We start from the raw sequence: 14,514 nt of genomic DNA, 5'->3' as shown, positions 1-14,514 counted from the left end.
GATCGACGTGGCACTGGGCCTGCGCGCCCGCCGCAGAACTCCTGCCCCCGCTCCATGATCACCAGCCATACGTGACGGCAGCTTGACGTGCCCGAGCGAGCGAAGGCACGCCAGCACCGAGCAGCCGAGGGCGCGAAGGCCGAGCGGACAGGCAGAGCCAGCCACGGCATGGGCCGGGGGCGCGCCTCCGGCTGGGGGTGTGGAGGGCTGGGCCCCCAGGACACGACGAAGATCGGTCAGGAGCGAAGGCGCGGAGCCGTCGAGCAAGAGCAACCCCGATCGAGTGCGCCCGAAGGGATTCGAACCCCTAACCTTCTGATCCCTAGGCTTGGCTCCGCTGTCTGGGATAGGCCACTTCTGCTTTCGACCACCCTGCCACCGACGCTGAGGTGGCTGACCGCTCAGCCTGGTTTGAGCCGGTGGCTGTCACCGTGAGCTGTCAAACCCACGTGTTTGCTGCTCGCTTCCGGTGTCTCTGGGAGGGTGTGACGTGCGTTCGCCGGGCCGATACGGCTGGATCCCAACGAAGTAGCTGGGCCCGGGCTCGGCGCTACCTGGCCGGATACCGGGCCCATGCCCCATCGCTGTCGTCCGAGCCTCGTCGTCGTGGAGACATGTAGGTCAGGTGGCATAGTAGGCCTTGTGACCGCGACTCTCTTGAATGAGATCATAAACACATATCTTAAGTCTCGAGACTTTAATGGACTTCTGTTCCGAGATGCGTCCGATGAGGCCAAGGAACACGTCATCCGATTAGTGAAATCAGGTAAGGTTCAGGTCGTCTCCGAAGAGGACTACCCAAATCCACATATCGGCCGTGGCCCTCTCGACGGACAATCGACCAACAGCTCGAATCGGTACGAAATGTCGACAGCCCATGGTCGGGCAATTTGCCTTTATCCGACGTCGGAAGCACTCGCCCGGCGTCGACTAGCCAGAAAGTTCTCGGGAAAGCCGTACAGTACGGCTATGGCCAGGGGTCGAGGAACCCTCGAGCCTGCATACCTCACGCTCGACGTTCTTGAGCAGTACCGAAACGACCCGCGTTTCGAATTCAACTTTTCAGACTTTGGAGTGCGGACGGCAACCTCCGAGGAGGTTTATCTAGATGAAGACGAGCCGGAGTATGACAGCATTGTCATGAGCCATATTGGCTTTGCGTACGACATGGGCGGTTACAGAAAAGGCGACCCAGAATCTCCAATCCACAGGAGGGTCTGCGCGTTCCATGGCGACTTGGCGAAGCTCTCCGACGTTCATCAACAGCGTTGGAAGACGTACGAAGTGCCGGACAGTTCGAGTCTGCGACCTCATCCTGTATGGTGGGGGTCGCAAATGGGACACTGGCCCGATGGACTAGGGCCGTTTCAGCGAATGTTCTTTGAGCTAGAAGCGCTCAATGACCTGAATCGACTGATTTGCGGGGTGCCACTCTTCAGAACCAGTGAGCGACCAGCGGGCTTCGGGTGGATATTGCGACCATCTGAGCGGGAATGGGACGCATTCATTCATGAACTTGACAAATTATTATCAGATAACCTGAGCGCAAAGGCGCTCGATGCCCTTGGTGCTCCAAAAGTGAACTCGGGTGGTCAGAACCTTGGAACGATTGGTCGACTTGAGGAGCTGTTAAAGAACCTAAAGGTTTCACCGGACAATGCGCACGAGGTTATCGAGCCACTCCGGGAGGTTCGGAGGGCGCGCCAGAAGCCTGCGCACGCGATCAGAACAAATTTGACAGACAAGACGTTCACTCACAAACAGGTCGCACTTCTGCATGAAGTAGTTAGCTCCCTTATTGCGCTTCGAACGTTCTGGGCTACGCATCCTTCGGCACGTGCATGGCAGGAGCCAAACTACGTTCGCGAAGGCGCTGTGTACCTTACGTGAGTGCCTTAGGCGTCGTGATCGCCAGTCGTCGCCGCGGCCGGCTGCTCTGCCTTCCCCAGTCCATGGGGCTCCCATTGATACACCGTCGTCGTCTCGAACTATCCCGCCCAACTGACACACCCTCGAATCGGCTACTATCGAGACATGTCAGGATCCGAGGCTACAGAAGAGATTCGCGATGAGATCCGAAAAGCACTACTTGAGGTGGAGTTGAGTACATCTCGAATCGAATACGCCTCGGAGATCTTATCCGTGATCTCCAACATTGAAGACTGGGTGGCGATCGACTCATGGCTAGGAGGCGGACGCGTCGAGGATCCAAAGAATCGGGAAGGGTTCGGGTCTTCATTTGCTGAGTTTCGTGCAGTGTCCATTCTGGTTTCAATGAGTGCCGAGCTGGCAGAGGCAGCCGTTTCTATGGCAAGAAGCAAGCGCTACTATGCCGTTGGCGCAATCGTTCGGCAGCTTATTGAATGCGAGTATCTGTTGACCTGGTTTGGCTCAGACCTTGACAACGCTCGCAAGTGGTTTGAGAGCAGTCCAGACGAGGTGCGCCTTTCTTTCTCCCCTAAGAAAATGAGGAAGCTTACTGGCTTCTCTAACGAGGAGTACTGGGACCATTGCTCGACTGGTGGCCACCCAGCGCCGAGCGGTGCCAGACTACTGGAGAAGATGGACCCGCGTAGGCGGCAATGGCCGTACTCGGCCGCCGAAATGTTGATAGATCTCGGCCTTCATTTGCGTCGCATATGGCGGGCTGTCGACACGCTACTTGCCCGACACCATGCGCGATACGCGCGGGTTCGCGCTGATCAGCGCGAGAAGGCTGAGAACGCTTGGGCACGCTGGCATGAAAAGGATCCGCTGGTCGCAATCTTCGCGAATCAGTAGCTAAGGTGGTTCGGGTGCGGCTTTCAGACCGTGGCTCGCCATCCCCGCGATCTTGGCCGGTTCTTGGCGGGGTCGGGCGGGGTCAACCCGGAACCCCGATCCCGCTACGTGACCACGACGCCGCCGGCGCCCTCCTGCTTATCAGGACCAGTGGCGGGATCGGGGCGCGCAGCGGGGTTGACGCCGCAGGGCACGCTAAGACGATCTGCGGCCAGCGGGGATGACATCTACTCGACGTCGCGTAGCTCTGCTCTTGCCGGCGCATGGCCGGCGGCCCATAGGCGCGCGGCCGCCCGTGAGCGGAGCGGCAGGTAGCGGCCGCGCATGCCGTCCGGCGCAGTCTGGCCCGTCCCCGGCAGGGGACGGCTTGAAGACGTATAGAAAGTTCTCACCACCTGCTCGCGGACCTACTCGCGGACAGTCAGCCTGCCGACACAAGGGATCCAAGGTGTCAAGCACCTAACGGACCAGGAGATGGACTACGGCGTTGACCGTTGCTGATTTGGCTCTAGTCGATCAAGGCCGGCGCTCCGCGCCAGGCGGGGGCGCTGGTCCTCGCTCCGCTGCGGGCCGCGCCGCCTTCTGCCGTCAATCGCTGACAGCGAGTCTGGCGCGAACCCACCCGAACTCCAGCGCAGCCGTCCAACGTGATCGCGCAACGTTGTGATCATCCGAGACCTGTCAGCGATGCGCTCGACGGGACCGTCGTCCTGGAGCTCAGTCGGAGCTCTCCCGGTAGCGAAGATCGCGCCCGGCGGTCTTCTCGACGGCGAGCCACACCAGGTCGGTGAGCGGGAGCAAGAAGACCGCGAACCTGCCGATAGCAGGCACCGTTACCGCCACGATGAGCGCGACGGCGCATATTGCAGCGAACACGATGCTCGGCCCGACCCGGAACGTGCGGCGGCACCCCGGATCCATGACCGGGGGGTCATACCGCGCAACCAGGTGCATCGCCGCGAGCGCGACGAACGCAAGGAGCAGATTCCCGAGATAGAAGGCCGAAGAAAGCCGATCGTGTGCGGGCTGATCTTGAGTGATCGCCGTGCTGAAGGGGATCACCACGATGGCGAAGAGCCACACGAAGTTGAGCACGAGCAGCGGACCGTCGTAGGAGACGAGCAGCTCGAACAGCCGATGGTGCTCCCTCCAGAGGACCGCGATCACGAGGAACGAGATGACGAAGGCGCCGATGTCCGAGGCGTGATCGGCCAGGAACGCATCCACCCCGCCGCGATGCGCCTGGCCGGCAAGTTCCGCGAGCGGCAGCACCAGCACGGTCACGGCGATCGCGACCGTGGCGTCCGAGAAGTTGACCAGCCGATCGAGCCCGCGCTGGGTTGCGAAGCGCGCCATGTCGCCACCCTGCCAGGTCGGACTTGGTCGGCCGGCAGAATCGCTCGGATATCCCACACTCGCCCCTGAGTCGTGCTGGCAGCCTGGACGCTGGCCAGGCGCCGGGTCGGGCTCTGGATCGAGGACGGCGCCCCGCTGCTGTTCTTCGACCCCGGACCCCGCGAACCACTGTTGTTCTTCGATCCCGAGACCCGCGAGCCGTTGCGCACCCGACCCAACCCGTTGGCGCCCGGACAGGCCGCGCGGCTCCAGCGCGGCCGTCCACCCGGCCTGGTGCCCCGCCCCTCGACCGAGCCGATCACCGTGGAGCGTCGCGCCTCCATCCAACACCGGGCTCATCAGGGTCGCCGGCCAGAAGGTCGCTCTGGGCCGTCAGTTCACCCACCACACCGTCACCGTGCACGTGTGGACGACCCTGGCGATCGAGCTGCCCGACGGCGACAGCAAGATCGTCCGCCGCACCACCGACCAGCCCACGCGTAGCATCAAGGGCCAGCGGCCACGGACCGCCGACACCTCAGTTCCCTAGGCCAAACGATGCACATCAGCTGGCGGACTTCTCTGTTGTCGGTGGGGGCATTCGCCGGCAAGCCCTCTACGCCAAGACCCGCACCGAGGCGAGCAAGAAGCTCCGCGAGCTGCTGGACCGGGCCGAGAAGCACATGCCGGTTGCCCCGGCGAGTCTGACCGTGGCGGCCTACCTCGACGAGTGGCTGATCCACGTGAAGCGACACGTGCGGGCGACAACGTGGGTGGCCTACGAGGGCAACGGCCGCCTTCACCTGAAGCCATGCATCGGCAAGAAGGAAGCTCGTCCGGCTCGGGGTCCGCGACATCCGCCTGATGGTCGACGCCATGCGATCCGACGGGATCGGCACTCGGACGATCCAGTACGTGCACGCAACGCTGCGCGCCGCGCTGGAGCACGCCTACCGCGAGGAACTGGTCAGCCGCAACGTCGCCAGGCTCGTTCGGGTCGAAGCCCGCAAGCTGCTCGACGCGACGACCGAAGATCGGTTGCACGCGCTCTGGGTGCTGCTTCTCATGCTCGGCCTCCGCCGTAGCGAGGTCTGCGGGCTCCCGCTGGGATCATGTCGACTTCGTCGCCCGCACGCTTCGCATCACTCAGACCGTGCAGCGGGTGGACGGGAAGCTGCGTGAGCTGCCCACGAAGACCCGGCGCTCGAACCGGACGGTGCCTCTGCCACCACGGGCGCTCTACGCCCTAGCCGAGCACCACCGCCGGCTTCAGGAGCGGTACGGCACGCCCGGACGACTCTGGCCGCCTGAGGGCTACGTGTTCGGCACCCGCAACGGAACGCCGCTGGAGCCGCGGAACCTGACCCGCATGTGGAACGAGCTGTGCGCCGATCACGGAATCCGGGTGGTCCCCCTCCACGGACTCCGCCACACCTGTGTGAGCCTGCTGCTCGCGCTCGGAGTCCACCCGCGGATCGTGATGGAGGTCGTCGGTCACAGCGCCATGGAGATGAGCATGAACGTCTATGGCCACGTGTGCCTGGAGGCGCAGCGGATAGCACTCGACCACCTCGACGAGCAGCTGTCGTGAGGTGGCCGTTGCTGTCACATGCGGCTGTCAGAGTGACACAAGATCGCGGATCAAGGCCCTGACCTGGTGCGCCCGAAGGGATTCGAACCCCTAACCTTCTGATCCGTAGTCAGATGCTCTATCCGTTGAGCTACGGGCGCGTGCTGTTCAGTTGTACATCATGCCGCAACCGACCCGGGAGTCGGCCACGCCAGCGCGGAGGCTCCGGGATTTGAACCCGGGATGGGGGGTGACCCCAAACCGCATTAGCAGTGCGGCGCCATAGACCAGACTAGGCGAAGCCTCCCGGGGCCTCTCGGCCTCCAGCACGGACCAGAGTACATGGGCCCGTCCAGGGGGTTCACGACCCCCCGGCGGCGAGGGCGAGGAAGGGGCCGAGGGCGTCGGGGTTCTGGAGGGCGCCGCGGCTCACGGCCCGCTCCGGCGGGGTGCCGGCGAGGATCTTCTTGACCGGTACCTCGCACTTCTTCCCGTTCAGGGTGCGGGGCACGGCGTCGACGACGACGAACCGGTCCGGCACGTGGCGGGGCGACAGCTCGGTGCGCAGCGCGCGGCGCAGCGCCGGTTCCACCTCCTCGAGCGTGGCGCCGTCGGCGAGGACGAGGAAGCAGAGCAGCGCGCCCTCGTCCCGGGCGCCGAGCTCGGTGGTGTCGATCACCAGCGAGTCCAGCACCTGCTCGAAGCCCTCCACGACGGCGTAGAAGTCGGCCGTGCCCATCCGCACGCCGCCGCGGTTGAGCGTGGAGTCGCTGCGACCGTAGATGACGAAGGAGCCGCGGGGGGTGCGGCGGACCCAGTCGCCGTGCCGCCAGACGCCGGGGAACTCGTCGAAGTACGCCTCGCGCAGACGGCTGCCATCCGGGTCGTTCCAGAACGCCACCGGCATCGACGGCATCGGCCGGGTGATCACCAGCTCGCCGACCTCGTCGACGAGCTCCTCGCCCTTCTCGTCGTAGGACACGACGGCCGCGCCGAGCGAGGCGCAGCTGATCTCGCCGAGCCAGACGGGCAGGTTCGGCGCGGAGCCGACGAACGCGGCGCAGACGTCGGTACCGCCGGACACCGAGCAGATCTGCACGTGCTCGCCGACCGCGGCGCCGACCCAGCGGAAGCCCTCGACGGACAGCGGCGCACCGGTGGAGCCGAGCGCCCGCAGCCCTGCGAGGTCGAACCGGTCACGGGGACGCAGACCGGCCTTCAGGCTCGCCTGGATGAACGGGGCCGACGTGCCGAAGTAGGTGACGCGGTGCCGCTCGGCGAGCCGCCACAGCGCGCCGAGGTCGGGGTGGCCGGGGTTGCCGTCGAAGAGGATCACCGTCGAGCCGACGAGAAGGCCGCCGATGAGGAAGTTCCACATCATCCAGCCGGTGGTGGTGAACCAGAAGAACCGGTCGCCGGGCCCGAGCTCCATCTGCAGCCCGAGCGCCTTGAGGTGCTCCAGCACGATGCCGCCGTGGCCGTGCACGATGCCCTTCGGCAGGCCGGTCGTGCCGGACGAGTACAGCACCCACAGCGGGTGGTCGAAGGGCACCGGCTCGAAGGCGAGCTCACCGGGGGTACCGGTGAACTCGGCCCACGGGACCGCGCCGTCGAGCGTGGCCGCCTCGTCCAGGTACGGCACGAGGACGGTGCCGGCGAGCGTCGGCAGCTCGTCCCGCAGCTGCTGCACGGTGTTCCGGATGTCGAACCGCTTGCCGCCGTAGACGTAGCCGTCCACCGCGAGGAGGACCGTCGGCTCGATCTGCGCGAACCGGTCGTGGACGGCGCGGGCGCCGAAGTCCGGCGAGCAGGAGGACCAGACGGCGCCGAGGCTCGCCGCGGCGAGGAACGTGACCAGGGTCTCGACGCAGTTGGGCGCCAGCGCGACGACGCGGTCGCCCTTGCCGACGCCTGCGCGCACGAGCCCGGCGCGGGCCCGCCCCACCATGTCCCGCAGCTCCCCGCGCGTGACCTCGCGCTCGAGGCCGTCCTCCCGGGCGAAGACGACCGCGGGGTCGGCGTCGGAGCCGACCGCGAGGGCCTGCTCGGCGTAGTTCAGCGTGGCGCCGGGGAACCACTCGGCGCCGGGCATCTCGGCACGGCCGAGCACCGCGGTCGGCGGCTCGTGGAAGCGGACCTCGAGGAACTCGGCGACGGCCGACCAGAAGCCCGCCTGGTCCCCCACCGACCAGGCGTGCAGCGCGGCGTAGTCCGGTGCGTCGACGCCCCGGTGCTCCCGCACCCATTCGGTGAACTCGGCCAACCGACCGTGGTGCTCGGGATCGGGGGTCCACAGAACCTCGGGGGCTTCGGCGCCGCTCATACGCGCAGCATGCAGTCCGACGTCCCGCCGGCGCCAGAGGCGGGCGCTGTGTCGTGCGTCGTGGTCGCGCGCGCCGGTGTCGTGGGTCGGCGACGGGGGTCAGCGCAGGTGCGAGTCGAACCAGTTGAGCGTGCGCTGCCAGGCGTCGGCGGCCACCTCGGGGTCGTCGTCGAAGCGGTGGCCCCGGCGCGGGTAGACGACGACGTCCGTGGCAACCTGCGACGACGACGCCGCGTCGCGCAGCCGGGTGACCTCGGGGTCGGTCTCGCCCCCGTCGACCTCGCCGTAGATGCCCAGCCAGGGACACGTCAGGCCGGGCGCGGCGTCGACGAGCGCGGGAAGCCCGGTGGCCGGGGTGGCCGCCACCCGCTCGCCGGCCACGGTGACGGCCGCGCCGAGCGTGCGTTTGGCGGCCACGAGCAGCGCCACCGAGCCGCCGAGGTCGAAGCCGATCACCCCCATCAGGTCCGGGGTGACGCCGTGCTCGGCGAGCCATCCGAACGCCGTGTCGGTGTCGGCCATCACCTGCTCGCCCTCGAGCCGGTCGACCTGTTGCTGAACCTCGTCGTCGGCGCCGTCGAGCTCGTCGGCACCGTCACGGTGGTAGAGATGTGGGGCGACGGCGAGCCAGCCGTCCGCGGCGAGGCCGTGCACGATGCCGCGTACGGAGTCGGTGACACCCCGCGCCTCGTGCAGCACAACGATCCCCCCGCGGATCGCGCTGACCGGTTCTGCGACGGTGAGCCGCAGCGCACTGCCGTCGACCAGCGGGACGGTCTCGGTGCGGATATCGGTCATTGGACAAGGGTGTCACGGCTGGGTGAAGTCGGCGGCCCCGGGCACGATTACGGTGACCTTCATGACGCAGATCCGCCCGGACCTCGACACCCTGCCGGCCTACGTGCCCGGGAAGACCATCCCGGGTGCGATCAAGCTGGCCAGCAACGAGGTGGCGCTGCCGCCCACCCCCAAGGTGCTGGCGGCCATCGCGGAGGCCGCGACCGGCGGGAACCGCTACCCGGACCTGGCCGTCACCGGCCTGACCGCACGGTTGGCCGAGGCCAAGGGCGTCGCCGCCGAGCGGATCGCGGTGGGATGCGGATCCGTGAGCCTGTGCCAGCAGCTGGTGCAGGCGACCTGCCGGGAACCCGAGGACGAGGTCGTGTTCGCATGGCGCTCGTTCGAGGCGTACCCGATCGTCACGCAGATCGGCGGCGCCACGATCCGCACCGTGCCGATCGACGCCGAGTTCCGGCACGACGTCGATGCGATGGCCGCCGCGGTCGGGCCGCGCACCCGGCTCGTGTTCGTCTGCAGCCCGAACAACCCGACGGGCACCGTGGTCACGCGCGCGGAGCTGGAGCGGCTGCTAGCGACCGTCCCGCAGAACGTGCTGGTGGCGCTGGACGAGGCGTACCACGAGTACGTCACCGACCCGGACGCCGTCGACGGGATGGACCTGATCGACGCGCACCCCAATCTCGTGCTGCTCCGCACGTTCTCGAAGGCCTACCGGCTGGCCGCGCTGCGGGTCGGGTACGCGATCGGGTCGCCGGAGGTGGCCACGGCGCTGCGGAAGGTCTGCTCACCGTTCAGCGTGAGCGCCCTCGCCCAGGCCGCCGCGATCGCCGCGCTGGACGACGAGGAGGCCCTGCTCGCGGGCTGCGGGAGCGTGATCGAGGAGCGGGTGCGGGTGCGGGACGCCCTGCTCGCCGCCGGGTTCACCGTGCCGCCCACGCAGTCGAACTTCGTGTGGCTCGCGCTCGGCGAGCGCACCGCCGGGTTCGCGGCGCACTGCCTGGACCACAAGGTCGTCGTGCGCCCGTTCCACCCCGACGGCGTGCGCGTCACGGTGTCCACGGCGGACGAGAACGACGCGTTCCTCGCCGCGGCCCGCGCGTTCGAGGGGTAGCGGAGCGCGCTCGTGGCCCGGTCCCGAGCTCGGGACCGGGCCTGCGGACGGACGGGTCAGCGCGTGACGCCCCGCCTGCCCCAGATGCCCGCGACGACCGTGACACCGATCGCGGCCACGACGATCTGCAGGATCAGCTCGATCCAGTCGATGCCCCCCGTGTTGGCGACGCCGAACAGGCCGGCGATCCACGTTCCGATGAAGGCCGCCACGATCCCGACCAGGATGGTCAGCCAGATCGGGATGTTCTGCTTCCCGGGCGCCACGAGGCGGCCGAGGAACCCGATGATGGCGCCGATGACGATGGCCGTGATGATCCCGGTGATGGACATTCGCGCTCCCGACTCTCGTGCGGGCAGCAGCCCGCGCGGCTCGTGTACGCACTGGGTAGCACGCTGTGACGAGCGTCGCACTACGCAACCGCAGATGCCACCCGGTCGGGCCGTGTTCGGTAACGGTTTCGACGCCGGTCAGGCCTCGAGGACGTAACCCTCGCCGCGAACGGTGCGGATCCGATCGGGGCCGATCTTGCGCCGGAGGTAGGAGATGTAGACCTGCACGAGGTTCGGCGACGCGGGCTCGGACCAGACCTCGCGGGCCAACCGGTGCGGTGGCACCACCTCTCCCGGCTCGGCGATCAGCGCCATCAGGAGCGCGTACTCGGTGGGCGACAGCGACACCGGCTGGCCGTCGACGCTGACGTCCCCGAACTCGGTGTCGACCACGAGCTCGCCGTGCCGCAGCACGGTGTGCTCGACAGCGGGCCCCATCCGCAGGCGCAGCCGGATCCGGGCGGCCAGCTCGTCGACGGCGAACGGCCGCACGAGGAAGTCGTCGCGGTCACCACGCAGGAGCGCGAGCAGGCCGAGCCTGCGTTCGCGCGGCGTGACGGCGATGACGGGCACGTTCGGCGCCTCGTTCTGCACCGCCGCCAGCACGGCGGCCTGGTCGGGGCCCGGGAGCTCGACGTCGAGCACGACGAGGGCCGGGTCGCGGTTGCGGACGGCGTCGAGCACGCCGATGCCGTCGCTCACCGGGCTGACGGACACGCCTTCGGAACGAAGGCTGCGCAGCACGGAGGCCGACGCGGCGGTCGGGGGCAGCGCCAGCAGGACGTGGTTGTTGGTCGGGGGCATCGTGTTCGGGGGCACGGACACACGCGCCGACGCGGCGGCCGGCGTGTACGAGGACGCACCCCCCGGGGGAGCAGCGGGGAGCATCGCCAGACACCTTGGCGCAGCGGGCGGCCCGTAACAATCGGCTAACGGAGCGACATCGCCCTTCCGAGTACGACGCATGCGCGTCAGCTGAGAGCCGTGCTACTCCGAACGGAGTACATGTCGCGCACAACATCGCCGATCAGGTGCGTCCCGGCGCGTACAACCGACACCTGGGCGCGCACGAGCAACCCGGGCTCTCAGGTTTCCGATCACGAGACGTCACCGTCCCTATCGTTCCGCCCATGCGAAGGACAACCTCCGCAGTGGGCGGTCGCTCGGGCTCAGCCACCGAGTTGATCGATCGGGTCACTGCCGAACAGGGCAGCGACGCCGTCTCGGGTACGGGTCGCCACCGGCTGCCGTCCCGCCACGCGGAGGCCGTCGTCACCACCGACGCGCCCCCGACGAACTCGATGACCCGGCGGCTCGCACCGCTGGCCGTCGGTGCCGTCGTGATGCTGGTGGCCACCCTGGTCGCCACGCTCGCGCAGCCGCCCGGCGACCCATCGCTCGCGGCCCAGGAGCTGAGCAACACCGCCGCCCGCACCGATCCCGCGCAGGCGCCGCCGGCCACCCAGCCACCGCCCACCGCGGAACCGACGGCCGAGCCCACCGCCGAGCCGGAGGCCGCCGCACCCACCGCCCAGCCGGAGCCGACGCGCAAGCCGGAGGCCGCGGAGCGCAAGACGAGCGGTGCCGGGCAGGCCGCGGCCGGCAAGAGCGAGGGCCGGTCGGCCGCCGCGGCACAGGGCTGGACGCGCGTGGGCGGCGACGAGTTCAACGGCGGCATGAGCCCCCTGTGGAGCCCTTACGACAGCGAGGGGCACGCCGGCAACGGCCGCCGCACGCCGGACGCCATCAGCGTCGAGAACGGGATGCTCGTGATCCGCGGCGACTCCGAGGGCAACACCGGTGGCATGTCCTGGAAAGAGGACCAGCGTTTCGGGCGCTGGGAGATGCGCGCCAAGTTCCCGAAGGGCGACGACCAGTACCACCCGGTGCTGATCCTCTGGCGGGAGGGCGGCGGCAAGGAGAACGGCGAGATCGACTTCGCCGAGACGACGAGCGCGTCCCCCGATGTCTCGTTCTTCCTGCACTACGGCGGCGACCAGAAGTACGCGAAGAAGATGATCGACATCACGCAGTGGCACAACTACGCGGTCGAGTGGGTGAACGGCCGGGTCACCGGCTACATCGACGGCCAGAAGTGGTTCGAGAGCACGGACGGGGAGACCCTGCCGCCGGGCAAGATGCACCCCACGATCCAGCTCGACTACTTCCCCGAGGGCGGCTCGCCGAAGGCCACCGAGATGTACGTCGACTACATGCGGATCTACCGCTAGCCCAGGAGCTTCTCCGACGATCGCCCAACACCCCGTCCCGCCCGGCGCTCCCCACCGGGCGGGACGGGACGTTCTAGGCTCCTCGGGCCAGCAGCCGCGCGAGCCGCGCGTCGGACTCGCGCAGGGCACCGAGGTCGAACGTCGAGGTGGACGCGAGCAGCTCGTCGGCACCCGTGCGGTCGAGCAGCTCACCCAGCTCGGCGGCGACGACGGCCTCGTCGCCGTGCACGGTGCGTCCCACGACGTCCTCCACGACAGTGCGCTGCCGGGGCGAGAGCACGCGGTCGGGGTCGACGGGTTCCAGCGCCGGGAACTGCCCGGTGGTGCGGGCCGCGGCCAGGGCCCACGCCTCGGGGAGGGCGAGCTCACGGGCGGCGGCCTCGGAGTCGGCGACCAGCACGTCGAGCGAGACCACCACGTACGGCCTGCCGCCCGCGGACCGGGCCCGCGCCCGGTACTCGTCGAGGGCGGCACCGACATCCGGGTCGTCCAGCACCGGGCCGCCGAGCACCACGGGAAGCGCGGCATCGGCTGCGACCGCGAGACCCCGCCCGGTGGCCAGCACGAACATCGGAACCGGGCGCTCCAGCCGTGGCCGGACCGTGACGGCGCCACGCCCCTCGAGGTAGGAGCGCAGCTCGTCGAGGTCGGCGGCGAAGGTGTCCGGCGCGTCGGCCTCGCGGCGCAGCGCCCTGCGCACCGGCGGGGTGAAGCCGAGCGAGCGGCCGACGCCGAGGTCGATCCGGCCCGGGAAGAGGGCGTCGAGCATCGCGAACTGCTCGGCCACGACGAGCGGCTGGTGGTTGGGCAGCATCACGCCGCCGGAGCCGACCCGGATGTGGTCGGTGCGGGCGGCGACGGCCGCGATCAGCACCGGCGGGCTCCCGCTCGCGATGCCGGGCACGGCGTGGTGCTCGGCCACCCAGAACCGGTGGTACCCGAGGCGTTCGGCGTGCTCAGCGCGCTCCACCGTGTGTCGGAGCGCCACGGCGTCCGGTTCGCCCGCGCGCGTGCGCGAGCGGTCGAGCAAGGAGAGCCTGACCGGGGGAACCACGGTCAGGGCAACGCGGCGGTCCGGGCCCGCCATTCCGGCCCCGTGCGCCGTGCGAGCAGGCCGACCCCGCGGTCGCCCCGGGTGTCAGCGTGGGCGCTTGCTGTGCGGGCGGCCGCCGCGGATCTGACGGACCAGGTCGCCGCGCGGGCCGACGTGCGTGGGCTCGCCCTTCTTGGCCTTGGCGCGGCGCGCGGCGCGGTTGAGCGGCGCGGACCCTTCGTCCGGCTCGGTGGCCGGATCGGGCTCCGCGACGGGCTTCGGCTGCTCGGGGACGGGTGGGACGGACTGGGACACGGAGAACCTCCGAGGTCGTGAGGTGGGGACGGGCGGCGCTCAGAGGATCATCGGCACAGCGTAGTGCCCGGCCGGTACCGAAGGCTTCGCACGTGGGACGCGACGTCAGTGGTCGACGCGGGGGTAGCGGATGAGCAGGCTCGCCAGCACGTCGTCCGCGCCGAGGGCGGCGTAGGTGTGCGGGACGTCGGCCGTCCACTCGACGTGCTCGCCGGGGCCGGCGCGCAGCGGGGCGTCCACCGGGCCGGTCTCGAGCATTCCGGCGAACACGGTGACGTGCTCGGTGACGCCGGCTTGGTGTGCGGCTGAACGCTGCGCGAGGCCGGCCGGCACCCGCATCCGGTAGAGCTCGTACGTCACCGGCCCGTCGTCGAAGACGCGCAGCAGCTCGATCTGCACGGCGGCGCCGCGGAGTGTGGCGGGCGCCGAGCTGACCAGGGCGGTCAGCGGCAGGTCGAGGGCGGCGGCGACGGCTTGCAGGGTGTCGAGCGTGGGGTTGCGGGTGCCGGCCTCCAACCCGGAGAGCGTGGCCTTCCCGACGGCCGCCCGGCGCGCCAGCTCGGACAGCGACATGCCCCGGCGTTCGCGCAGATGGCGCACGCGGTGGCCGACGTCGGCCGCGCCCTCGGTGAGGGCGGGACGCGCAACGCCCTCGCTCGCCGCTGTCACATCGGCTATCGTG

15 protein-coding genes, 2 tRNA genes and 1 pseudogene are annotated in these 14,514 nt (G+C 68.9%); 8 read left to right on the top strand and 10 right to left on the bottom strand.

All coding sequences use genetic code 11. The features are described 5' to 3' along the window. Window positions 1–642 precede the first annotated feature (642 nt). Entirely contained in the window at window positions 643–1,890 is a 1,248-nt protein-coding gene (locus ABEA81_RS22085; RefSeq protein ID WP_345607164.1) for a hypothetical protein, read from the top strand. A gap of 144 nt (window positions 1,891–2,034) precedes the next feature. Beyond that, entirely contained in the window at window positions 2,035–2,781 is a 747-nt protein-coding gene (locus ABEA81_RS22080) for a hypothetical protein (RefSeq protein ID WP_345607163.1), read from the top strand. 717 nt (window positions 2,782–3,498) lie between these two features. Here ABEA81_RS22080 and ABEA81_RS22075 read toward each other — a convergent pair. After that, window positions 3,499–4,137, bottom strand: a complete 639-nt coding sequence (locus tag ABEA81_RS22075; protein WP_345607162.1) for a TMEM175 family protein — start codon at window positions 4,135–4,137, stop codon at window positions 3,499–3,501. 403 nt (window positions 4,138–4,540) lie between these two features. Here ABEA81_RS22075 and ABEA81_RS22070 point away from each other — a divergent pair, with 403 nt between their 5' ends. From ABEA81_RS22070 to ABEA81_RS22060, 4 genes and pseudogenes are all read left to right on the top strand, one after another. Beyond that, window positions 4,541–4,666, top strand: a complete 126-nt coding sequence (locus tag ABEA81_RS22070; protein ID WP_345607161.1) for a hypothetical protein — start codon at window positions 4,541–4,543, stop codon at window positions 4,664–4,666. A gap of 133 nt (window positions 4,667–4,799) precedes the next feature. Further along, window positions 4,800–4,931, top strand: a pseudogene (locus tag ABEA81_RS42735) (tyrosine-type recombinase/integrase); the annotation flags it as partial. Window positions 4,932–4,980: 49 nt separating this feature from the next. Continuing rightward, window positions 4,981–5,298, top strand: coding sequence for a hypothetical protein (locus ABEA81_RS22065; protein ID WP_345607160.1), 318 nt, complete (start codon window positions 4,981–4,983; stop codon window positions 5,296–5,298). Then, a complete protein-coding gene (locus ABEA81_RS22060) occupies window positions 5,279–5,707 on the top strand; it encodes a site-specific integrase (RefSeq protein ID WP_345607159.1) in 429 nt (142 codons plus the stop codon). Before ABEA81_RS22065 ends, ABEA81_RS22060 begins: the two co-directional genes overlap by 20 nt. Before the next feature lie 64 nt (window positions 5,708–5,771). On the opposite strand, the gene ABEA81_RS22055 is transcribed toward ABEA81_RS22060, so the two are convergent. The 4 genes from ABEA81_RS22055 to ABEA81_RS22040 all read right to left on the bottom strand — a co-directional run bounded on the left by ABEA81_RS22055 (window position 5,772) and on the right by ABEA81_RS22040 (window position 8,807). Next, window positions 5,772–5,847 (bottom strand) — tRNA-Arg (locus ABEA81_RS22055). A gap of 56 nt (window positions 5,848–5,903) precedes the next feature. Further along, window positions 5,904–5,993 (bottom strand) — tRNA-Ser (locus tag ABEA81_RS22050). A 54-nt stretch (window positions 5,994–6,047) separates the two neighbouring features. Next, on the bottom strand, window positions 6,048–8,009 hold the full coding sequence (locus tag ABEA81_RS22045; protein WP_345607157.1) for an acetoacetate--CoA ligase: 1,962 nt from the start codon (window positions 8,007–8,009) through the stop codon (window positions 6,048–6,050). Between the two features lie 99 nt (window positions 8,010–8,108). Then, complete coding sequence (locus ABEA81_RS22040; RefSeq protein WP_345607156.1) at window positions 8,109–8,807, bottom strand: dienelactone hydrolase family protein; 699 nt, start codon at window positions 8,805–8,807, stop codon at window positions 8,109–8,111. A gap of 61 nt (window positions 8,808–8,868) precedes the next feature. Between ABEA81_RS22040 and hisC the strand changes: the two genes are divergently transcribed. Next, the gene (gene hisC, locus ABEA81_RS22035) at window positions 8,869–9,921 is read left to right on the top strand and encodes a histidinol-phosphate transaminase (protein ID WP_345607155.1); all 1,053 of its coding nucleotides are present in this window, start codon (window positions 8,869–8,871) and stop codon (window positions 9,919–9,921) included. A gap of 56 nt (window positions 9,922–9,977) precedes the next feature. On the opposite strand, the gene ABEA81_RS22030 is transcribed toward hisC, so the two are convergent. Further along, a complete protein-coding gene (locus tag ABEA81_RS22030; protein ID WP_345607154.1) occupies window positions 9,978–10,253 on the bottom strand; it encodes a GlsB/YeaQ/YmgE family stress response membrane protein in 276 nt (91 codons plus the stop codon). Between the two features lie 138 nt (window positions 10,254–10,391). After that, window positions 10,392–11,072 (bottom strand): response regulator transcription factor, encoded by a 681-nt coding sequence (locus ABEA81_RS22025; RefSeq protein WP_345607153.1) that lies wholly within the window; start codon window positions 11,070–11,072, stop codon window positions 10,392–10,394. A gap of 311 nt (window positions 11,073–11,383) precedes the next feature. Between ABEA81_RS22025 and ABEA81_RS22020 the strand changes: the two genes are divergently transcribed. After that, window positions 11,384–12,484, top strand: coding sequence for a glycoside hydrolase family 16 protein (locus ABEA81_RS22020; RefSeq protein ID WP_345607152.1), 1,101 nt, complete (start codon window positions 11,384–11,386; stop codon window positions 12,482–12,484). A gap of 73 nt (window positions 12,485–12,557) precedes the next feature. Here the strand turns inward: ABEA81_RS22020 and ABEA81_RS22015 are convergent, their stop codons facing one another. The 3 genes from ABEA81_RS22015 to ABEA81_RS22005 form a co-directional block, all read right to left on the bottom strand. Then, on the bottom strand, window positions 12,558–13,571 hold the full coding sequence (locus ABEA81_RS22015) for an MsnO8 family LLM class oxidoreductase (RefSeq protein ID WP_345607151.1): 1,014 nt from the start codon (window positions 13,569–13,571) through the stop codon (window positions 12,558–12,560). A gap of 51 nt (window positions 13,572–13,622) precedes the next feature. After that, a complete protein-coding gene (locus tag ABEA81_RS22010; RefSeq protein ID WP_345607150.1) occupies window positions 13,623–13,832 on the bottom strand; it encodes a hypothetical protein in 210 nt (69 codons plus the stop codon). A gap of 105 nt (window positions 13,833–13,937) precedes the next feature. Next, window positions 13,938–14,501 (bottom strand): XRE family transcriptional regulator, encoded by a 564-nt coding sequence (locus ABEA81_RS22005; protein WP_345607149.1) that lies wholly within the window; start codon window positions 14,499–14,501, stop codon window positions 13,938–13,940. Between the last annotated feature and the right edge of the window lie 13 nt (window positions 14,502–14,514).

Origin of the sequence: Pseudonocardia adelaidensis (genome assembly GCF_039543345.1) — a bacterium.
Classification (GTDB): domain Bacteria; phylum Actinomycetota; class Actinomycetes; order Mycobacteriales; family Pseudonocardiaceae; genus Pseudonocardia; species Pseudonocardia adelaidensis.
This window is presented reverse-complemented; position numbering and strand designations above follow the sequence as displayed.